The following is a 21,599-nucleotide window of genomic DNA, read 5'->3' as shown; positions in this document are numbered from 1 at the left end:
CATTTGCCCCGATTGTGATAATAGGGCGGACCGCGCCTTAACGCCGACTCAAGGGGCAAAACTGCTGTGAAACAGCTGCAATCTGCCTGGCCTCTGGGTATACTCTGCGCTTGTCCTAAATGGCCCAATAGATAACAGGCAGTTAAAAATGCAGGAATATGTAGAGTTTCTTAAAGCCCACCCCATGCTGAGCCTGGCCTGGGTAGGTTTGTTTATAGCCGTGGTGGTAACCCTGTTCAAATCCGGCTTCTCCAAGGTTAAAACCGTTGATCATCAGCAGGCGATTTTCCTGATGAATAAAGAAGATGCCAAGGTGATAGATGTGCGTGCTAATGCCGACTTCCGTAAGGCGCATATTATCAATGCCCAGAATGTACCTATGGCCGACATCAAAAATAATCAAATCGCTAACCTTGAAAAGTACAAAACCACACCCATTATACTGGTATGCAACGCTGGCATGACCTCATCTCAAGCGGCTCAGATTTTGGTTAAGCAAGGCTTTGAAAAAGTCTTTAACCTCAAAGGTGGTATGGGTGATTGGCAGGCAGCAAATATGCCTGTGTCCAAAAGCAAAAGATAATGAGTGTCGGCGGTTGTCATTGCATCCTGCGCCCTTCTATTAGTAGAGTGGGCCATGCTGAAGTGGCAACCGGCATCCTGAGTTCTGTTCCGGCGCTGAACAGATGAATAGCTGGGATGATGACTGGGAGTCGCAACCGACCCGAGTAACATACGCCCCAAACACCGGCTCATTGCAAGCCGAGACTAAATGGATAGGTAGGAATTATGGCTGAAGTAGCAAACAACGAACAACAAGCCCCACAGTTCAACATTCAACGTGTGTATATCAAGGACGTTTCTTTCGAAACACCTAACAGCCCAGCGGTATTCCAGAAAGAGTGGAATCCTGAAGTTAAGCTGGATCTGGATACCCGCAGCGCCAAGTTGGCCGATGATGTATTTGAAGTGGTACTGTCACTGACTGTGACTGCCAAAAACGGTGAAGAAACTGCGTTCCTGTGTGAAGTACAACAAGCCGGTATCTTCTCTATCTCAGGTCTGAGTGATCCTCAACTGGCTCATTCTCTGGGTGCTTACTGCCCTAACATCCTGTTCCCTTATGCCCGTGAAACTGTGGCAAGCCTAGTATCCCGTGGTACTTTCCCACAGCTGAACCTGGCTCCTGTGAACTTCGACGCCCTGTTCGCTCAGTACGTGCAGCAGCGTCAAGCCGCCGCAGAGCAAGCTCCGGCCGAAGAAGCTAACGCGTAATCAGCCGATGAAAGACACTGCCGAAATAACGGTATTGGGGGCGGGCTCTTATGGCACCGCCCTTGCCATTTCTTTGGCCAGCAATGGACACAGCACCCTGTTGTGGGGGCATGAGCCCGAGCATGTAGCCAAACTCGCTGCCGAGCGCAGCAACCAAGCCTTTCTTCCCGGGATAGCCTTTCCCGACTCCATGGTGATGGAAGCCGATCTGGCCAAAGCATTGGCGGCGTCGCGAAATATTCTGGTTGTGGTACCAAGTCACGTTTTTGCTGATGTGCTGGCTCAGGCCAAACCTCTGCTGCGTGATGATGCCCGCATCATTTGGGCCACCAAGGGGCTGGAGCCGGAAAGTGGTCGCCTGTTGCAGGATGTTGCCCGCGATGTGCTGGGGGAGAAGTATCCGCTGGCGGTATTGTCCGGACCGACTTTTGCCAAAGAGCTGGCGGCAGGTTTACCAACCGCCATCTCAGTGGCTGGTACCGATGCCGAGTTTACCCAGGATCTGGTGGAGCTGTTGCACAGCCCCAAACGTCTGAGAGTCTATGCCAATGACGATTTTATCGGCCTGCAACTCGGTGGCGCGGTCAAGAATGTCATCGCCATAGGCGCCGGCATGTCCGATGGTATTGGCTTTGGTGCCAATGCCCGTACTGCCCTGATCACCCGAGGTTTGGTGGAGTTGAGCCGTCTGGGGGAAGCCCTGGGCGCCCATGCTTCTACCTTTATGGGAATGGCGGGTCTTGGGGACCTGGTGCTGACCTGTACCGATAACCAATCGCGCAATCGTCGCTTTGGTTTGGCATTGGGTAAAGGTTGTGATGTCGATACTGCCCAGGCTGAAATCGGTCAGGTGGTTGAAGGTTACCGCAACACCAAAGAGGTCTACACCCTGGCCAAGCGCTTGGGGGTAGAGATGCCGATCACCGAGCAGATCTATCAGGTGTTGTATCAGGGCAAATCGCCTATTGATGCGGCCAAAGAACTGCTGGCCAGAGAGAAGAAGTCGGAAACCTCGGCAGACTGAGCCATCTCCAATCCCGGAAAAGGATGCTAGAATAGCGTCCTTTTTTATTGCCCCTTGTTGGGCCCGAGAGTGAGCGTTATGTCAGTTAAACAGCATCAGGTGATCATTATCGGCGCTGGCGCCGCAGGGTTAATGTGTGCCCTCACTGCCGGATATCGGGGCCGGGATGTCCTCTTGCTGGATAACGCCAAACAACTGGGGCGCAAAATTCTGATCAGTGGCGGCGGTCGCTGCAACTTCACCAATCAGAACATTGAACCGGGCGCCTATCTCTGCAGTAACCCACACTTCGTCAAGTCGGCGCTGGCTCGTTTCAGCCAGTGGGACTTTATCGCCATGGTCGAGCGGCACGGCATCGATTATCACGAGAAGACCCTGGGACAGCTGTTTTGTGATGACTCAGCCAAAGATATCGTCGATATGCTGACCACAGAGTGCGATTGGGCCGGAGTCAAGATTCAGCTGCGTACCGAAATTCTTTCTGTGGCAGCCACAGATGGCGGTTACAGCCTGCAAACCAGTGAAGGGGAATATCGCTGTGAGTCACTGGTGATAGCCACTGGGGGCCTGTCCATGCCCAAGCTCGGGGCAACGCCGTTTGGATTCCGCATCGCTGAGCAGTTTGCCATCAAGGTGTTGCCGACAACTGCCGGGCTGGTTCCCTTTACCTTACAGCCTGAAGACAAGGCCAGGTTTGAAGGCCTGTCTGGTATCAGCTTGCCGGTTATCGCCAAAGCCGAGTGCGGCAAGCAGTTTAGAGAGGCCATGTTATTTACCCACAGAGGATTGTCCGGGCCGGCTGTGCTGCAGATCTCCTCCTACTGGCAGCCAGGCCAGAGTGTGCTTTTTGATTTACTACCGGATCTGGATTTTGTCGATTGGTGCAAAACAATTACTGCTGAATCACCAAAATTGTCGCTTAAAAATGGACTATCTCGGTTATTACCTAAGCGCTTGGTTGAGAGGCTGCTGGAGCTGGGCGAATTACCCAACAAGAACCTTAACCAACTGTCCAAGGCCGATGTGGCTGCGCTGGACAGTTATTTCCATTGTTGGCAGATCCAACCCGGCGGCACCGAGGGTTATCGCACCGCCGAGGTGACTCTGGGCGGAGTGGACACCGATGAGTTATCCTCTAAGACCATGGAGGCCAAGCGTCATCCCGGACTCTATTTTATCGGTGAAGTGGTGGATGTCAGTGGCTGGCTCGGCGGCTATAACTTCCAGTGGGCCTGGAGTTCCGGCTACGCTGCCGGTGAAGTGGTGTAACTGATATCAATCCAATAAAAAACGGCTGCATTGGCAGCCGTTTTTGCTCTTGCAATCATCTACAGGCTTATTCAGCCTTAGGCTTGCTTAAGTGACGACGGTAGATAAGAAGATAGAGCGCCGGAAGAACAAAGAGCGACAGCACCGGGGCTGTAACCATGCCACCGACCATGGGCGCGGCAATTTTCTGCATCACATCGTTGCCCGAACCTGCGCCCCACATAATCGGGAGCAGACCGAAGAAGATGGTCGCCACTGTCATCGCCTTGGGGCGGATCCGCATCACTGCACCTTCAATCAGAGCGTCCTTGAGGTCCTCCACTCTGTGGTATTCGCCTCTGTCCTGCTTGTGCTTGATGGCATTGTTGAGATACACCAGCATGACCACACCAAACTCGGCGGCGACCCCGGCAAGGGCTATCATGCCCACCGCGACAGCGACCGACATGTTGTAGTCCAGCAGATACAGCAACCAGGTACTGCCCACCAAGGCAAACGGCAGCGACAGCATAATGATGCTGGCCTGCATGGATGAGCCGAAGGTCATCATCAGCAGTATGAAGATCACCGCCAGTGCCATGGGGATCACTTGCTGCAGTTTGGCATCGACCCGCTGCATATACTCATACTGGCCGGCAAAGCTGTAGCTGTACCTGGCCGGCAGCTTGAGCTCCTGCTCCAATACCGGCTTGACGGCTTCGATATACTCACCGATGGACGTGCCGCCGATATCGACAAATACCCAGGAGATCAAACGACCATTCTCACTCTTGAGCATAGGCGCGCCATCCGTGATTTCGATGTCGGCCAGATTGCGCAGCGGCAGATAGTGGCCACTCTTGGTGATCACCGGCAGCTCTCTGAGCTTTTCGATATTGTCTCGCAAGTCTCTTGGATAGCGCAGGTTGATGGGATAGCGCTCGGCACCTTGAACTGACTCACCGATATTCATGCCACCTATGGCGTAACGTACTACGTCCTGAATATCGCTCAGGGTCATGCCATATCTGGAGGTCACCTCGAGTTTCGGCGTGATGTCTATGTAGCGGCCGCCACCCACCCGCTCGGCATAGGCCGACTTGGTATGAGGCTGCGCCGATAGAATCGCTTCTATCTGGGCCCCTATCTCCTGCAGTTGATTAACATCGGCGCCGGTGATCTTAATCCCCACAGGCGTCTTGATACCGGTAGACAGCATGTCGATACGGGTCTTGATCGGCTGTACCCAGGCGTTGGTGAGACCGGGCACTTTTACCGTACTTTGCAGCTGGGCAATAATGCCGTCGAGATCCATGCCTTCGCGCCACTGCTCTTTGGGTTTGAGCATTATGGTGGTTTCCAGCATGGTCAATGGCGCAGGATCCGTGGCGGTTTCGGCGCGGCCAACCTTGCCAAACACCCGCGCCACTTCCGGAACGGTTTTGATCAGCCGGTCGGTTTGCTGCAGCACTTCGGCGGCCTTGCTGGCACTGATGCCAGGCAAGGCTGTTGGCATGTACAGGAGATCCCCTTCCTCGAGCTCGGGCATAAACTCGCTGCCCATATGACTCACCGGATACCAGGCACTGGCCAGCGCCACCAGAGCCGCCAGCAGGGTCAACTTGGGGAAGCGCAGCACGGCATTGAGCATAGGCTTGTAGATGGCTATCAACACCCGGCTCAGTGGGTTGCTGCTTTCCGAGGGGATCTTGCCACGGATAAAGAAGCCCATCAGGATAGGCACCAAGGTGATCGACAACACAGCTGCGGCGGCCATGGCAAAGGTTTTGGTATAGGCCAGAGGGCTGAACAGCCTGCCTTCCTGGGCTTCGAGGGCAAATACAGGCACAAAGCTCAGAGTAATGATTAGCAAGGAGAAGAAGAGTGCCGGGCCCACCTCAATGGAGGCTTCGGCGACAATTTTCCAATGCTCTTTGGCGTCGGGTTGGCGCTGGTGGTCCTGTTTGAAATGCTCGAGGTGCTTGTGCATATTCTCGATCATCACAATGGCGCCATCTACCACGGCCCCGATGGCGATGGCGATACCGCCAAGACTCATGATATTGGCGTTAACCCCCATCTTGTTCATCACAATAAAGGCGATCAGTATCGACAGTGGCAGGGTGATGACGGCCACCAGGGTCGAGCGGGCGTGCAGCAGAAACAGCAAGCAAACAATGCTCACAACCACCATCTCTTCCAGCACCTTGTGCAGCAAGTTGTCGACCGAATTTTCAATCAGTTGCGATCTGTCGTAGGTGGGAACTATCTCCACGCCTTCGGGAAGACCCGCCTTGAGTTCTTCCAGCTTGGTTTTCACCGCCTCGATAGTCGCCAGGGCGTTTTCCCCATAGCGCATGACTATGATGCCACCGACGACTTCGCCCTCACCATCGAGCTCGGCTATGCCACGGCGGGATGCCGGGCCCTTACGTACGGTGGCAACGTCTTTCAGCAGCAGAGGTGTGCCTGAGGGGCTGGTGACCCCCAGCGGGATTTCACGAAAGTCCGCCAGTGTTTGACGATAGCCCTTGGCGCGTACCATATACTCGGCTTCGGCCATCTCCACCACAGAGCCGCCGGCCTCGTTGTTGGCCTTGGTAATAGCCTGCTTGACTGAGGCGATGTCCAGCTTGTAAATCGCCAGCTTGTCCGGCTCCAGCACTATCTGATAGGTCTGTTCCATGCCACCGACTGTGGCGACTTCCGATACCCCGGCAACACTCTGCAATTCCAGCTTCAAATACCAGTCCTGCAAACTCTTGAGTTGCGAAAGGTCCAGATTACCGCTGCGGTCTACCAGGGCATATTCATAGATCCAACCGACCCCGGAGGCATCGGGCCCCAGTGAGGGTTGCACCCCTTCGGGTAGACGGCTGCTTATCTGGCTCAGGTATTCCAATACCCGGGAGCGGGCCCAATAGATGTCTGTACCATCTTCAAAGATCACATAGACATAGGAGTCACCGAACATGGAATAGCCGCGCACCGTCTTGGCCCCGGGCACGGCCAGCATGGCGGTGGACAAGGGATAGGTCACCTGTTCCTCTACCAGCTTAGGCGCCTGTCCCGGATAGGCGGTTTTGATGATGACCTGCACATCGGACAGATCCGGCAGGGCGTCGAGCGGCGTGGTACGCAGCGCCTGAATCCCCCAAACCGTCACCATCAGGGTGACAATCAGCACCATCACCCTTTGTTTGATGGAGGCTTCAATGATTTTTTTCAGCATGTTGCCTCCTAGTGCTGGTGGCCTGAGCTCAGGCGCATCAGGCTGCCCTTGAGACTGGCCTCTGAATCCAGCAGGAATTGTCCGGAAATCACCACGTTTTCGCCTTCATGCAGGCCTTCGAGGATCTCTGCCTTACCCTGACTCAGCATGCCGACAGTGACCTTTCTGGCGCTGAAACTGGCATCATCCTGTTTGACTATGACCCGGTTCTCCTTGCCTGTTTGGATCAAAGCTTCCTGGGGGATCACCAAAGTATCGCGTTTGGGGCCACCATAGAGGGAAACCTTGGCCAAGGTCTTGGGCCTTAGCTCCATCGCTTGATCATTGTTGAGTACCACTCTGACCCTCAGGCTACGGGTGATGGGATCCAGCTCGGGATAGATATAGTCAATCTTGCCTTCTATGCCCTTGAGTCCCATGGCGGGGATATTGACCTCGGCGGCCTGACCCACTTCCAGCCAGCTTTGCTCGTTTTCAAACACGTCGGCGATGACCCAGACCTTGGAGAGGTCGACCAGTGACATGACCTCGGTCTGAGGTTGTATATACATGCCGTCACGCACCGCGAGCTGTTTGACTATGCCGCTTTCGCGGGCGTAGAAAGGAACCCGGTATTGGGTCTTGCCAGTCTTGGCCAGCTGTTTGATCTGCTCTTGGTTCATGCCCAGCAGTTCAAGACGTAGCCCGGCCTTACGCAATAGCTCTTGGTAGTTGGCACTGTTGCCTGAGCGTTTCAGGGTATCTTGGGCCAACAGATAGTCGTCCTGGGCATTGACCAGATCCGGTGAATAGATCTCGTACAGCAGCTGGCCTTTCTCGACCCTGTCACCGACAGACTCTACTTTAAGCTTTTCAATCCAGCCATTGACCCTGGCATGGATATGACTGATCTGGCTCTCGTCATAGTCTATCTGGCCGACTGTTTTGACGAACTTCCACAAAGTGTCCCTTTCTACCTTGGCCACTTTGAGGGCCAAGGCTTGTTGCATCTGGCCTGAGACATCTATTTCAACGGTTTCCGAGTGACTGCCCATCTCGACTTTTTCCAGATTCATGCCGCAGATGGGGCAGGTGCCCGGCACATCGCTGATGATATGAGAATGCATGGGGCAGACATATTTGATGTTCTTGCCCTGATCCAGAGGTGCAGGTTTAATCTCCAACGCGGGCTTTGTCTGCTGCATGGCGTGCTGGCTATGGTCATCAGCTTTGGTTTTTGTAACCTGGGTTTCTATAGTCTGGGCGTGACCGGCATGGGAACCGGGCTCCTCTTCTTCCTCTTCAACCAGGAACATGTTGCATTTGGGGCAGCGTCCCGGCTCGTGACTGGTCACTTCCGGATGCATGGGGCAAACATAGGTTTTTTGCAGGGCCTGTGTTGGTTCTGCCAAGGCTTCAGTAGCCTCATCTTTGACCAAAAACATGTTGCACTTGGGGCAACGTCCCGGCTCATGGCTGGTGACTTCCGGATGCATGGGGCAGTAATACTCCTGAGTTGCCGTCCCATGTTGATGATCTTTGTGTTGTTCCTGCCCTTGGGGCTGATTGCCCTGGGCCATTGCCTGCATACTCCATTGCGGGCCGACAGCCAACACCAGACTAAGCGCGCAGGCCAGTCGTTGGCTTTTACGGTTTGAATCGCTCATATGCCTCATCTCCAGCTACAGCTTGATTAGTGGTGGTGGTGTTTCTGGCCTGTTACAGGCTCAAGATTCATACCACATTTGGGGCAGGAGTCACCTTTCTTGCCAGTCACTTCAGGATGCATGGGACAGTGGTAGCCGGCTTGTTGCTGTTTTTCCAGGAACATACCGCACTTGGGGCAGGAATCCCCTTTGTTACCCGTCACTTCAGGGTGCATGGGGCAAGCATATTCGGCTGTTACGGCGGCTTGTTGCTGGCCGTGATGATGTTCGCGTTCGTTTGCGAAGCTGGCACGGGCCAGGGTGACAGACAGTAAGGCAATAATCAGGACACTGATAAAGGTTTTCATTGATTCACTCCGTTTGGGATACGGCTTTGACCAGGCGCCGGCTGGCATTCCTAGGGCTTATCCCATAAAAAATTGTATTTATTGGCAGATTTTGGGCACAAGTGTGCCGTGGGCATCAAACTATGGGTGGTTTGATAGTCTGGCCGACAGAAACAGAGTGGAAATGAGGCATAGGCGTGGCCACGGCGGCTTCGGGCAGAGACATCACCGGCCAGGAACCGACGGCGATGAGGGTACCCGCTACGGATATCACCAGACAATGGTTACAGTCACTCTTGCAGAATCCTTTGCCTTCACAGCAATGACTCACAGTGTCGGGAAGCACTGTATCAACTTGCGGGTCATCGCAGCAGTGACTGCGCTGTGTCTGTTGAGGGTGACAATCCATGGTGGCAGCCATTGGGTGTGCCGTGGAGTGCATTTCCCCGGAATGCGCTTCAGCTGTGGGTACCATCCAGTGTCCATTGGTTAGCATACCCTGCCCGAGCAATGCGAGCATGGTAAACAGAACCAGGATGTGGCGGCGAACCGATAGCATCTTGAGCTTGAACTCCAGAGAGAATGAACCCCATTAGTCTACCATGCTTTAAAATGCTTGCCTTGATGTGATTCACATCTGAAGAAGTGCGAAAATATCTTCAGCTATTCTCGGGCAATCATTGGTTTGTAGGCTGACCTTCTGCCTCACTCCACTCTGAAAACTCAGCGGCGCAGCTGTGCCAACCAGTCGGCCATCAGGCCCCCATGGGTCATTACCTCGGCAGGAACAGCCTGGCCGGCTTCATCCACTACTTGCAACTGTGGGCTGCGAATAAAGGCGTTGGCTTCGGCCTCGGTATCCAGAGTCGGTAACTGCAGTTGTAGGCTTTGTTGTCCAGCCACTGTCAGTGTCAGGTAAAGAGGGCCGGATTTGACCCAAGCGCCCGAGTCATCGGCATTGACGGCAAAAATATCCCGGTACTGGAGCTCAACGACATGTTCACCGGCAGCCAGTTTGTGGCTGTCAAAGTTGGATACTGCCTGGCCATCGATAGCCTTGATCGCCAGATTATCCGGCAAGTTTAATTCAGCAGCGAAACTGCCAGGAGTCATAAACAGGCCGGTAAGCACTAACAGGGCGGCGCTAAAACGAGATGCAGAAATTTTGTATGCAGACATAGTGGGAACTCCCAAAAATATTCAGATGTAAAAACATTAACTAAAGCTGTGTGGCCTGATGGCCAGTGTTACATCTGTACTGAGTTGGGAGGGGGTGTTTGCTGTGAGAGTATGGTGGTTTGCAGGCTCCAGCTTGGCAGGGTAATCTGCTGGCTTCCAGTCATCACCAAAGGGTGGCTGGTAGTAAGCAGGCTTACACCTGGTGTGCAGTGGCTGGCACAGTTGCCCATGGTGTCGCAATCCATGCCCAGATCGCAGTCGGGGCAATGCTGCTGGCCTTGGCAGCAATCCATATCCATGGTCATGCTAGCGGATGCAGATGGGTTCATGGTCGCCATCGGCTGATGCTCAGACACGGCTATAGACGCAGCAGCAGGCATCATGGCCTGTCCCAGCGTCATTATCAGTGTCAGTATCAGCAGCAAGCTTCTCATCATTATCCTTTGGGTCTGGCAAAGCACGCGATAGGTGCTTGCCTCAATAGACAGACATATTGGTTAAATAGTTTCCTCTTGTCCAAAATAAATTGTGCATTACCTCTTAGGTGTCGCTTGGATCACATTTATTGTTTCGAGAATTGGCTGTATGTTAATTATTCGATTGACTATGCTTGATTAAGCCTGTGCCATGCATTAGGTTTAGGAAAAGTGCATATATGGCGCCGACTTAAAATCCAGTCGTCAATAGGCCTTGAGAGTTAGAGCTAAGTCTCATTTTGCACTTTTCAGGTCAGATTAATGAAAGAAAACTGGTTTATAATCAAATTTCAGAACAACGAATAGCTCAATATAGATATAAGAATTTTATTTTGGAGAAGAGTGATGAACTGGCGTGCAATCTTTAAACCCAGCGCAAAGTATTCCATCCTGTCGCTGCTGGTTGTCGGCATAGTGATAGGTGTTGTGGGTTACTTCGCTACCCAGCAGACGCTGCATGCAACCAGTACAGATGCGTTCTGTATGACCTGCCACAGCAACCACTCACTGAAAGATGAAGTGCTGGCTTCTGCCCACGGCGGCGGTCGTGCCGGTGTAACTGTTCAGTGTCAAGACTGTCACCTGCCTCACGGCCCGGTTGACTATCTGGTGAAAAAGATCATCGTTTCCAAGGATCTTTACGGTTTCCTGACTATCGATGGCTTCAATACTCAGGAATGGTTGGATGCCAACCGTAAAGAGCAGGCTGACAAAGCACTGCACTACTTCCGTGATAATGACTCAGCCAACTGTCAGCATTGTCATACTCGCATCTATGAAAACCAGCCTGAAACCATGAAGAAAATGGCTGTTAGAATGCACAGCATGAACTTCAAGAAAGATCCTGAAAGCAGAAAGACCTGTGTGGACTGCCACAAGGGTGTAGCGCATCCTTATCCCAAGGGCTAATCTTCTTTGAGTTGGAAAAACCGCTGCTTGCAGCGGTTTTTTTATGCCCTGATTTCAATAAAGGTTGCAGCTTGTATAAGTGTCAGCTGCCAATTACTGTGTCAGCCACTCTCTACACAAGAGAGTGCTATTAGCACCTTCCTTAGGCTCTGTTGCCCAATCGAGCTGATGCCGCTGCTGACTGGGCTCGCGGATAAAGTCGCTTGAAATTATGCCTCGTGTAATAAAAAGGGCCGCCGATTGGCGACCCTCAATTTGTCATTAACAGGCTGGATTAGAAAGGCAAGCTGAAGCCTATGCTGACAGTACGGCCCATGCCCTTGAAGTAACGATTGTCGTTAGCCATAGTCTGTGAGTAGTAACTGTAGTAGTCCTTATTCAGCAGATTCTGTAGCCCCAATGTCAAAGTGCCTTGGTAAAGCGGCATAGAGAAGGAGGCATCAACTGTGACATAGCCGTCAAACTCGGCGTACTCTTCACCATTGGCCTTCTTGAAGCTACGGTCCATATAGTAGTTGGCCTGAATGCGCCCACTCATCTCGGCATTGAACCTGTGTTCCCAGAACAGGTTGAGACGATTGGGTGCTATGTTGGCGCCGTCGAGATCTGTGTCTGTGCTGCCATCTTTATTGGAGTCATACTCCCCTTGCTGCAGCGCCAGGTTCAGCCCCAGATCGTCGTCATTACCCAGGTAAGCCGTGACATTGGCTTCCAGCCCCTGGATCACGCTCTTTTCCCGTTTCACATTGTAGAAGCCGTCTTCATTCAGGGCCAAGCGGGCACCCAGTTTGGCCTCGGAGTGATACAGTGCCAGCTTGGCTGCCAACAACTCGCCTTGATAGTCCAAGCCCAGTTCATAGTTGTCTGTGACCACTGGCTCCAGCGTCAAGGAACCTTCCACGCTAGGGTTCTGGTCCGGGAAGCTGTTGCCGTCACGCAGAATTCGCCCTATGTCGGCCATACCAAAACCTTGGCTGTAACTGGTATAGAGGCGCAGCGCTGAGGTGAAGTTATAGCTGGCACCTATATTGAACAGGGTTTCATTGAAATCTGGTTCGCCACCGGCAACCTGTTTGTGGCCAGAGGCCCACAGGGTTTGGAAATCATCGACCTTGAGTTTGGCATATTCATAACGAACGCCGCCGGAAAGGGTCAGGGCATCCACAGGTGAGAAGCTCAACTGGGCATAGGGGGCGATATTGTCGTAACGGGTCTCGGGTACCCAGGAGCGTCCGGTCTGCACCAGATCCTGCTCTGTAGTATCGCTGAAAAGGTCTACACCATAGGCCAGATCCACGCCGCTGTCGGCCAGATTCTTGGCGATCATCGACGCCTTGAGGCCCCACTTGTTGGACTTGTTGCGTGACTGGTCATAGAAGTACTGCTCGCCATTGGCGCCGGTATCACAAGTCGTCAGATTCGCTGCACCTTCGAAGGCCGGATCATAGAAGCTGCCGAAACAGCCACCGCCATAGACACCCTTGAAGTTCTGGTTGAACAGTTGCAGCTCCAACTGCTGCCCGGCGATGTTGCGATGCTTATAGGTGAGGCTGCTGGTGGTGACCTTGTTGTTGGCTGCCTGCCAGGGTTGTTGCTGTTTTACCGCCGATGTTGGAGTATCTGTGGCGACATTGCCTTTGACCGGCATCCAATCACCATTGTTGTCCATATCGTAGTGGTTGACCATCAGCTCCAGTCGCGACTCGCTGAACTCATAGCCCAACTTGAGAAAGAAGTCCTTGCTCTGGCTGTCCATCGACTCGCCCTGGGTGGTGTCGACACCTATGACATCGTCGTTGGCATCATAGTAAACACCATTGCTGTGGTATCCCACTGAACCCAGCATATCCAGGTTGCCGCTTTGGCCAGAGAAGGCATAGTTGGCACCAAAACTCAGGCTATCGGACTCTAAGCTGGTGGGGGAGGACAGATCAAAACTTACCCGGCTTTCGTTGTCGCCGCTGGGTTTCTTGGTGATGTAGTTGATTATGCCCCCCTGAGCGCCAAGGCCGTGCATGGCATTGGCGCCATGGATGATTTCAATTCGTTCTATCATCATGGGATCTATGGTTTGACCCGAGCGACCACCACTGCGCAGAGGGTTTGACTGAGGCACGCCATCTATCATGATGAGGGGAGTTCGGCCACGCAGGGTTTCACCGGTATTGGTCATTTTCTGGCGGCTGGGGGAGAAACTGGGGGCCAGGTTTCCCAAAATGGTCGATAAGTCCCGGGTGGTGGCCAACTGTTGTTTGAGTTGTTCCTGGTCTATAACTGTCACAGTATTGGGGATGGCACTGAGTGGTTTCTCCATCCGACTGGAAGTGATGACCATGGTTTCCATTTGGGGATCTTTGGCGTAGGCCGCCTGGGCTGCCAGTCCGGAAAGTACTGACAGAGCGACGAGGGAGCGAGTGAATTTCATCATTATTCCTATGCTTGCCACCTTGGAAGACGGCTTATTGGTTTGCGGTTTCCGGCGCTCCCTGCCAACTTTGTAAATACAAATAATTGTCATTTATATAACGATTGTGAAGTATAAGTAGGCAGGTTTTCCCTGTCCATAGCTGTGATGAATTTTTGTAAAGAGTGTCAAGGTGCTAAACCTGAGCGAGTCAAACGCTTAATCGGGAATGCGATTAGCCGACTAATGGCTGGAATCTCACTCTCCGGCTATGAAACTTTCAGGCAGCCTGTGGTATGGTTGGCGCAACTGAATTTTGTCAATCCAACAGATCCTTACTATGCATAATATTGCTCAGATTATTGCCCAGGAGCTGAACGTTCGTGAGCAGCAGGTTGCTGCAACTATCAGCTTGCTGGATGAAGGCGCTACAGTGCCTTTTGTGGCCCGTTACCGTAAAGAGGTGACGGGGGGGCTGGATGATACCCAGCTGCGTAACCTGCACACTCGTCTCGGTTATCTGCGGGAGCTCAACGATCGGCGTCAGGTGATCCTCTCCTCGATTGAGGCTCAGGGAAAACTGACCGCCGAGCTGAAGCACGCCATCAACGAAGCCGACAGCAAGACCCGGCTCGAAGATCTGTATCTGCCCTATAAACCCAAGCGCCGTACCAAGGGCCAAATTGCCATTGAAGCCGGTATCGAGCCCTTGGCCGATGCCCTCTATGCTGCTGTCGGCAGCGCCTCCATGGATCCTGAACAGGCTGCCGAGGCCTATCTTAATCCGGAAGCCGGTTTTGCCGACGTCAAGGCGGTGTTGGATGGTACCCGTTATATCCTGATGGAACGGATCGCCGAAGATGCCGAATTGCTGGCCAAGGTGCGTAGCCACCTGCAACAGTCGGCTGTCATTGAAAGCCGCTTGATTGCAGGCAAGGAGAAGGAAGGCGCCAAGTTCCGCGACTATTTTGAGCACACTGAAAAACTCAGCTCAGTGCCTTCTCACCGGGCGTTGGCTATGCTGCGCGGCCGTAATGAAGGCGTGTTGAGTCTATCTATGAATGCCGACCCTGAGGCAGAAGCCAAAGCCGGTAGCTATTGTGAGGTGCTCATCGCCGAGCACTTGCGCCTTAAGCTGAGTGACAGCGCTTTGGATAACTGGCTGAAGACGGTTATCACAGCCACTTGGCGGATCAAAATCGCCCTGCAGATGGAAACCGAGTTTATCGCCAGAATGCGTGAAGCGGCGGAAACCGAGGCGATTAAAGTTTTTGCCCGTAACCTGGGCGACTTGCTGATGGCACCTCCTGCCGGAGCCAAGGCCACCATGGGACTGGATCCCGGGCTGCGTACCGGGGTTAAGGTGGCTGTGGTCAACGACACAGGCAAGCTGGTGGGCCATACCACTATCTTCCCTCATGCGCCGCAAAACCAGTGGGACAAGTCGATACGCACCCTGGCCAATCTGGTCAATATGCACAAGGTGGAGCTGATCGCCATAGGTAACGGCACGGCTTCCCGTGAAACCGACAAGCTGGCAGCTGAAGTGATTGCCATGGTCAAAGACAGCAATCCCGGCATCACCAAGGTGATGGTCAGTGAAGCCGGAGCCTCTGTTTATTCGGCCTCTGAGCTGGCGGCCAATGAGTTTCCTGATCTCGATGTTTCACTGCGTGGCGCCGTATCCATCGCCAGACGTTTGCAGGATCCGCTGGCGGAGCTGGTTAAGATTGAACCTAAGTCTATCGGTGTGGGCCAATATCAACACGATGTCAGCCAGAGCCAGCTGTCGGCTTCTTTGGAGGCCGTCGTTGAAGACTGTGTAAACGGCGTCGGTGTCGATGTGAACATGGCTTCCATGCCACTGCTGAGTCAGGTGGCCGGTCTTAACCGCACCTTGGCCAAAAATCTGGTGGAATACCGCGATGAGCATGGCCGTTTCAACGACCGTAAAGAGCTGCTCAAAGTACCACGCCTGGGACCCAAGGCCTTCGAACAGGCCGCCGGCTTCCTGCGGATCCGTGAAGGCAGCAACCCGCTGGATGCATCGGCCGTTCACCCCGAGGCCTATTCACTGGTGGAAAATATTGCCAAGCTCAAGGGCCAACCGGTTGCCGAGCTGATAGGTAACAGTGAACTGTTGAGCAGTATCAATCCGGCCGAGTTCACCACGGATGAATTCGGCCTGCCGACAGTGACAGATATCCTCAAGGAGTTGGATAAGCCGGGTCGGGATCCCCGGGGTGAGTTTAAGACAGCCAAATTCAAAGATGGAGTTGAGGCTCTCAAGGACCTTAAGCCTGAGATGATCCTCGAAGGTGTGGTGACCAATGTCACCAACTTTGGCGCCTTTGTCGATATCGGCGTGCATCAGGATGGCCTGGTGCATATCTCTTCTCTGACCGACAAGTTTGTCAGCGATCCTCATACCGTGGTCAAGGCCGGTGATGTGGTCAAGGTGAAGGTCATGGAGGTGGATGTGGAGCGTAAGCGTATTGGGTTGTCGATGCGCCTGGACGAAAAGATTGAGCCCGGTAAGCCACAACCAAGAACCGGCAAGCCGCAGGCCAAGGGCAGTAAGCCTGGTCAGGGCAAACAACGTCCGGCCGCTAAGCCGCAGCCAGTGAATGCTGCCATGGGCAATGCCTTTGCCGATGCCTTTGCCAAGCTGAAGAAAAACTGATCGACAAGTTGTTGAATATCTATTAACGGTCCGACAGTAGATGAATCCCTCGATAATTATCGGGGGATTTTTTTACACTCCATTTTCTGCAACCAACACTCGAGCCAATGCTGCTCTTTTCTACGAACCTTGAGCTCTGCCGCTTTTCCCGGTCTTTTGCGAACTGTTTCACCCTCTGGCGTTATCGGCAATTACAAACAAATGTTAATGAAACTTTATCGTAGCCTTTCTGTCATAATGACGCGGCAAATCGGCTCGGGCAAAGAGTTGGCGTGCGGTTAAACCTCAATTTTTATATCAACCACCGAGATACAAGAGTGGCAAGGATTTTAGGGCATGAAGTTTTCCCATCTTAAGTTTACGGGGCCGTTTCGCGGTGTACTGACTTTCAGTTTATTGGCTCTGTTATGCCTGATGTTGAGCCGAATTGGGCTGGGACTTTGGCAATATGAACGGGTAACTGCCGTTGGTGGTTGGAGCCATATGTTGTTGCAGGGGCTGCGGGTCGATGTGGCCATGCTTTGTTGGCTCTGGGGCGTTGTGGCACTGGGTACTGCCTTGTTTGGCGGCGATCATTGGCTTGGGCGTTGCTGGTCTTGGATACAACGTCTATGGCTGACTCTCGGGCTTTGGTATTTGCTGTTTTTGGAGCTGTCCACACCCTCCTTTATTGAAGAGTACGGTGTCAGGCCTAACCGTCTTTACGTCGAATATCTTATTTACCCCAAAGAAGTGCTCTCCATGCTCTGGAGCGGCCGCAAACTGGAGCTGATCCTCTCTGTGGTCTTGTCCGGAGTCATCCTCTGGGGCGGCTGGAAACTCTCAGGTTACCTCGGTCGCAATTGTCGTTTCCCCAAGTGGTATTGGCGCCCGGTACTCGGTGTGCTGATCATTGTCTTGTCACTGGCGGGGGCCAGATCCAGTCTCGGTCACAGGCCGTTGAACCCAGCCATGGTGGCCTTCGCCGATGATCCGCTCGTCAACTCGTTGGTGGTCAATTCCGGTTACTCTCTGGCCTTTGCCATCAGCCAAATGAATAACGAGGCCGACGCATCGCGGATCTATGGCGATATGGACAGAAAGGAGATCTATCAGATAATCCGCCAGGAGAGTGGCCGTGCGCCCGCTGACTTCATATCAGACAAATATCCCAGCCTGAGCCAAAACCAGGCCAGTTATCGCGGTAAACCTAAGAATATAGTCATCATATTGCAGGAGAGTCTGGGAGCTCGTTTCGTTGGCAGCCTGGGAGGCTTACCGCTGACACCCAATCTGGATGCCCTGGCCGATGAGGGCTGGTATTTCGAGAGCCTGTATGCCACGGGTACGCGTTCGGTCCGCGGCATAGAGGCGGTGACCACAGGCTTTACCCCCACGCCGGCGCGCTCTGTGGTGAAACTCGGCAAGAGCCAGAGCGGTTTCTTCAGTCTGGCGGAATTACTGCAGGCTAAAGGGTATTCCACCTCTTTTATCTACGGTGGTGAAAGCCACTTTGACAATATGCGCAGCTTCTTCCTCGGTAATGGCTTCAGCACTATCGTCGACCAGAAAGATTATCGTAAACCTGCCTTTGTCGGCTCCTGGGGCGCTTCGGATGAAGATTTAATGCGCAAGGCCGATTCAGAGTTCAAGCGGCTCTATGCCGAGGGCAAGCCTTTCTTTAGCCTGGTGTTCAGCTCCAGCAATCATGATCCCTTTGAATTCCCTGATGGCCGTATCGAGCTGTATGAACAACCGAAACAGACCCGCAACAATGCTGCCAAATATGCCGATTACGCCATAGGTGAATTTTTCCGCCTGGCCAAAGAGGCTGATTATTGGCGTGATACCTTGTTCCTGGTGGTGGCCGATCATGACAGCCGGGTTTCCGGGGCCTCCTTGGTGCCTGTGCCCAGATTCAGGATCCCGGGCTTGTTGCTGGGTGATGGGATAACGGTCAAACGGGACTTGCGGGTAGTGAGCCAGATAGATCTGCCGCCAACTCTGTTGTCTTTAGCCGGCATAGATGCCACTTACCCCATGTTGGGGCGAGACCTGTCAAAGGTGCCCGATAACTGGCCGGGCAGGGCCTTGATGCAGTACGACAAGAACTTTGCCTATATGCAGGGAAATAAGGTCACCATATTGCAGCCGGAGAAGGCGCCTGCGACCTTTGATTATGACCCTGTTAAGGAACAACTGCATACAGCACCGCTCGCAGAACCTATGGCTCGCAAGGCTCTTGGGTTAGCGCTTTGGGGTAGCATGGCGTATCAGGAAGGTTTATATAAGCTGCCGCCAAAGACGGATCAAACCAATGCTGAAATGCCGGCATCGGGCAGGGGCTCAGTACGCTGATGGTAGAAGGTGTCGATTCTTTGCCCCAGCTCACGATAAAACTGCGGCGCTTCATTCGGCATGGGATGGCGCTCGGTACTTGATTCGATGGCGGGCTTGGGAAAAGCAGCGGCTTCTAGTTGACGGTTGCGGATATCGCGGCGATCCAGGGCCGGCTTGCTGACCAGATTCAGCTGCAGTGGCTTACTGCCTTGGCGCTGCTGTTGTTCCTGTTGCTGCTGTTGTTGACCGGATTGCTGTTGGCGCTCCTGGACTCTGTCGGCCAGTCTGGCCTGTTGCTGCGCCGAGTCTGCAGTGCGTTCGTGCTGCGGGTTGAAGGCCCTTTCTTCATGGCCTTTACTGGGTTGCTGCGGCGGAATGACCGGCGGTCTTTGCTGACTCTCTACCCGAGCGGCATCGGTCGCGGGATTACTGGTCGCGATCGGTACCTGTGGATAGTGTGAGACGAGCTGCATAGGGTCATTCCTTACATTGCTGTCCAAATAATAGTCAATCAGGGCAAGGAATTAAAGTCTTTCTCTGTTAGCCAGCTATTTAGCCCCTGAATAAACTCCTGAGGATGGGAAATAAAGGGGGCGTGTGATGCCTTGGCCAGCAGTAAATCTGTGGTTGATGCGTTACCCGGCAATAGGTTAGCGACTCTTCTGGGCACCAGCCCATCCAGCCTGCCCCAAACCCTGAGCCAGGGAAGGGAGAGCCGTTCCAGTCCGGGGCGCAGATCCACTTTGGCCAACATCTCCAAACCCTGCGCAAGAGCCTGTTCATTGGCTAGCGGCCGCGCCAGAACCAGCTCGCGAATGGTGCGAATATCGTCGCGGGCGCTATCACTGCCCATGGCCTGGATCGCCAGAAACCTTTCTATGGTTCGCTGCAGATCCTGTTGCAGTTGCTCGGCAAACTGAGTCAGCACATTAGGTGCTATTCCAGGCCATTGGTTATCGCTCCTGGCCATAAAGCAAGGAGAGGAGGCGACAGTGATAAGCCCGGCAACTCGTTCTGGATAGCGCTGGGCTACTCGGGTGGCAATCAGGCCACCAAGCGACCAACCCAACCATACTGCCTGCTCTGGCAGAGCTGCCACCAGAGCGTCCACCCAGTCGTCAAGTTCCCCGTCAATGGCCTGGCTAAAACCAAATCCCGGCAGGTCAACACTGTGGACTCTATACTGAGACAAGCCAGGCAGCAGGGGATGAAAAACGGCACTGTTGACGCCCCAACCGTGGAGCAAGATCAGATCCCGTCCCTGTCCCTGGCTTTCGATATGCAGACTCACTGAAACACCTCATGGAAGACTTGTTATGTGGAGCCCTCTATTGGCAGGATGCCGGGCCCTATTGGCCGCCAGTTTACCCAACCGTTGCCTGCTGTGTCACCAGCAGATCCAGTCATCCAGTCAGGGTTTGTGTGCCTGCTGTCTTGCGGCCACCTGCTACCGACAATCTATTTGCCTCGGCTGTGGCCGGGAGTTGACCGTCATTGCACGCTTTTGTGGTTCCTGCATGAAACACAGTCCTATCCCTGTTGTGGCCCCGGCCAGCTATCACTCGGCATTGGGGCCGCTTGTCGGCCGAGTCAAATACCAGCAGGATTTCGCCCCTCTACCCGCACTGGTTAGGGCCTTGTCTTGCAGGGTAAAGGCATTGACGGCAGCCGGACTTATCTGTTGGCCACAGGCCTTGGTGCCTGTTCCTTTGCATCCGGCGAGGCTGCAACAGCGGGGCTTCAATCAGGCCTGGGTGATTGCATCTATGCTGAGCCAAGAGTTGGCGCTGCCGCTGGAGGATTCTTTGTTGCTGCGGATAGCGGATACTGCGCCACAGGCCGGCCTCAGTGGTAAGGCCCGCAGGCGTAATCTGGCCAAGGCGTTTGCCGTGAGCGGGGCACCAAAGTGGCAACGATTGGTGTTGGTGGATGACGTGGTGACGACAGGCACCACTATCCTGGAAGCCGCCAAGGCTTTGGCTCCCTGGTCGCCGGATGTTCAGGTTTGGTGTTTGGCCAGAGCCGAAGCGCCCGGATTGAACCATAGCTCCTGAGCGGTTAAAGGCGGTAAGTATGGTGCCAACTAAAGATCAAGATCCGGCCTGGAATTGTGGAAGATAAAATCGAGATCCCGACAACAAAAAACTCAGCTCTATCGCTTTCGGGACTACAAAGCGCATGACAGTCGGAGTATGATAGCTCTAATTCTTACTAATTTACTCAGGTTTACCCTGACGGAGCAGGTTGTCATGATTACCATTTCCGAAGCAGCTCAGGCGCACTTTGTTAAACTCCTGGATGGTCAGCCGGAAGGCACTCATATTCGGGTCTTTGTTATCAGCCCTGGGACTCCTCAGGCTGAATGTGGCGTTTCATATTGCCCACCGGATGCGGTTGAAGCCGACGATATCGAGCTGGAATTCAATGGTTTCAAGGCCATGGTTGATGAAAAGAGCGCTCCTTTCCTGGAAGAAGCCAGCATTGATTTGGTGGCCGATCAGTTGGGTTCACAACTGACCCTGAAAGCGCCCAATGCCAAGATGCGTAAAGTGTCTGACGATGCTCCGCTGACCGAACGCTTGGAGTATATGATCCAGGCCGAGATCAACCCCCAGCTGGCCAGCCACGGTGGTCATATCATGCTGGTGGAGATCACAGATGACGGCGTGGCGGTACTGCAGTTCGGCGGTGGTTGTAACGGTTGCTCCATGGTCGATGTGACCCTGAAAGACGGCATCGAGACTCAGTTGCTGGAGCGTTTCCCCGGCGAATTGACCGGTGTTCGTGATGTAACAGATCACCAGCATGGCGACCATTCTTACCAGTAATACTGGTACAGGTTCCAAAGAAAAGGACAGTTCAACACTGTCCTTTTTTA

The 21,599-nt window shown here is 53.6% G+C and carries 18 protein-coding genes; 9 read left to right on the top strand and 9 right to left on the bottom strand.

Annotated features, from left to right (window positions below; translation table 11 throughout):
- Positions 1 to 148: 148 nt before the first annotated feature.
- The 4 genes from ACF8D4_RS16580 to ACF8D4_RS16565 all read left to right on the top strand — a co-directional run bounded on the left by ACF8D4_RS16580 (position 149) and on the right by ACF8D4_RS16565 (position 3,568).
- A complete protein-coding gene (locus ACF8D4_RS16580; RefSeq protein ID WP_025888165.1) occupies positions 149 to 583 on the top strand; it encodes a rhodanese-like domain-containing protein in 435 nt (144 codons plus the stop codon).
- A gap of 206 nt (positions 584 to 789) precedes the next feature.
- The gene (gene secB / locus ACF8D4_RS16575; RefSeq protein WP_025010842.1) at positions 790 to 1,275 is read left to right on the top strand and encodes a protein-export chaperone SecB; all 486 of its coding nucleotides are present in this window, start codon (positions 790 to 792) and stop codon (positions 1,273 to 1,275) included.
- 7 nt (positions 1,276 to 1,282) lie between these two features.
- Positions 1,283 to 2,299 carry an NAD(P)H-dependent glycerol-3-phosphate dehydrogenase gene (gene gpsA, locus ACF8D4_RS16570; protein ID WP_025010841.1) on the top strand — a complete coding sequence of 339 codons (1,017 nt, stop codon included), beginning with the start codon at positions 1,283 to 1,285 and terminating at the stop codon, positions 2,297 to 2,299.
- 78 nt (positions 2,300 to 2,377) lie between these two features.
- Positions 2,378 to 3,568, top strand: a complete 1,191-nt coding sequence (locus ACF8D4_RS16565) for an NAD(P)/FAD-dependent oxidoreductase (protein ID WP_045283940.1) — start codon at positions 2,378 to 2,380, stop codon at positions 3,566 to 3,568.
- Between the two features lie 67 nt (positions 3,569 to 3,635).
- Here ACF8D4_RS16565 and ACF8D4_RS16560 read toward each other — a convergent pair whose 3' ends face one another.
- From ACF8D4_RS16560 to ACF8D4_RS16535, 6 genes are all read right to left on the bottom strand, one after another.
- Positions 3,636 to 6,779 carry an efflux RND transporter permease subunit gene (locus ACF8D4_RS16560; RefSeq protein WP_101095898.1) on the bottom strand — a complete coding sequence of 1,048 codons (3,144 nt, stop codon included), beginning with the start codon at positions 6,777 to 6,779 and terminating at the stop codon, positions 3,636 to 3,638.
- An 8-nt stretch (positions 6,780 to 6,787) separates the two neighbouring features.
- Entirely contained in the window at positions 6,788 to 8,254 is a 1,467-nt protein-coding gene (locus tag ACF8D4_RS16555) for an efflux RND transporter periplasmic adaptor subunit (protein ID WP_045283966.1), read from the bottom strand.
- 197 nt (positions 8,255 to 8,451) lie between these two features.
- A complete protein-coding gene (locus ACF8D4_RS16550) occupies positions 8,452 to 8,772 on the bottom strand; it encodes a heavy metal-binding domain-containing protein (protein ID WP_045283941.1) in 321 nt (106 codons plus the stop codon).
- Between the two features lie 115 nt (positions 8,773 to 8,887).
- A complete protein-coding gene (locus ACF8D4_RS16545) occupies positions 8,888 to 9,226 on the bottom strand; it encodes a hypothetical protein (RefSeq protein WP_251100832.1) in 339 nt (112 codons plus the stop codon).
- Positions 9,227 to 9,474: 248 nt separating this feature from the next.
- Entirely contained in the window at positions 9,475 to 9,930 is a 456-nt protein-coding gene (locus ACF8D4_RS16540) for a DUF2057 family protein (RefSeq protein ID WP_071237637.1), read from the bottom strand.
- 68 nt (positions 9,931 to 9,998) lie between these two features.
- On the bottom strand, positions 9,999 to 10,367 hold the full coding sequence (locus ACF8D4_RS16535; RefSeq protein ID WP_345889062.1) for a hypothetical protein: 369 nt from the start codon (positions 10,365 to 10,367) through the stop codon (positions 9,999 to 10,001).
- 384 nt (positions 10,368 to 10,751) lie between these two features.
- Here ACF8D4_RS16535 and ACF8D4_RS16530 point away from each other — a divergent pair, with 384 nt between their 5' ends.
- The gene (locus ACF8D4_RS16530; protein WP_025010834.1) at positions 10,752 to 11,315 is read left to right on the top strand and encodes a NapC/NirT family cytochrome c; all 564 of its coding nucleotides are present in this window, start codon (positions 10,752 to 10,754) and stop codon (positions 11,313 to 11,315) included.
- 274 nt (positions 11,316 to 11,589) lie between these two features.
- Here ACF8D4_RS16530 and ACF8D4_RS16525 read toward each other — a convergent pair whose 3' ends face one another.
- A complete protein-coding gene (locus ACF8D4_RS16525; protein WP_071237636.1) occupies positions 11,590 to 13,740 on the bottom strand; it encodes a TonB-dependent receptor in 2,151 nt (716 codons plus the stop codon).
- Positions 13,741 to 14,059: 319 nt separating this feature from the next.
- Here ACF8D4_RS16525 and ACF8D4_RS16520 point away from each other — a divergent pair, with 319 nt between their 5' ends.
- Together ACF8D4_RS16520 and ACF8D4_RS16515 are read left to right on the top strand one after the other, a co-directional pair.
- Positions 14,060 to 16,402, top strand: a complete 2,343-nt coding sequence (locus ACF8D4_RS16520) for a Tex family protein (RefSeq protein WP_392464387.1) — start codon at positions 14,060 to 14,062, stop codon at positions 16,400 to 16,402.
- 336 nt (positions 16,403 to 16,738) lie between these two features.
- A complete protein-coding gene (locus tag ACF8D4_RS16515; RefSeq protein WP_208169088.1) occupies positions 16,739 to 18,739 on the top strand; it encodes an LTA synthase family protein in 2,001 nt (666 codons plus the stop codon).
- Here the strand turns inward: ACF8D4_RS16515 and ACF8D4_RS16510 are convergent.
- Positions 18,691 to 19,194, bottom strand: coding sequence for a hypothetical protein (locus ACF8D4_RS16510; protein ID WP_044733444.1), 504 nt, complete (start codon positions 19,192 to 19,194; stop codon positions 18,691 to 18,693). The genes ACF8D4_RS16515 and ACF8D4_RS16510 overlap by 49 nt on opposite strands.
- Before the next feature lie 38 nt (positions 19,195 to 19,232).
- Complete coding sequence (bioH, locus tag ACF8D4_RS16505) at positions 19,233 to 20,012, bottom strand: pimeloyl-ACP methyl ester esterase BioH (RefSeq protein WP_044733443.1); 780 nt, start codon at positions 20,010 to 20,012, stop codon at positions 19,233 to 19,235.
- Positions 20,013 to 20,037: 25 nt separating this feature from the next.
- Between bioH and ACF8D4_RS16500 the strand changes: the two genes are divergently transcribed.
- Together ACF8D4_RS16500 and nfuA are read left to right on the top strand one after the other, a co-directional pair.
- Positions 20,038 to 20,775, top strand: coding sequence for a ComF family protein (locus tag ACF8D4_RS16500; protein ID WP_392464385.1), 738 nt, complete (start codon positions 20,038 to 20,040; stop codon positions 20,773 to 20,775).
- 195 nt (positions 20,776 to 20,970) lie between these two features.
- The gene (gene nfuA, locus ACF8D4_RS16495) at positions 20,971 to 21,549 is read left to right on the top strand and encodes a Fe-S biogenesis protein NfuA (protein ID WP_028780834.1); all 579 of its coding nucleotides are present in this window, start codon (positions 20,971 to 20,973) and stop codon (positions 21,547 to 21,549) included.
- The last annotated feature ends 50 nt before the right edge of the window (positions 21,550 to 21,599 follow it).

The organism is Shewanella sp. YQ_9 (assembly GCF_043103185.1).
In the GTDB taxonomy this organism is placed as follows: Bacteria; Pseudomonadota; Gammaproteobacteria; order Enterobacterales; family Shewanellaceae; genus Shewanella; species Shewanella algae.
Note: the sequence above shows the minus strand (reverse complement) of the source record. Positions and strands in the feature narration are given on the sequence as shown.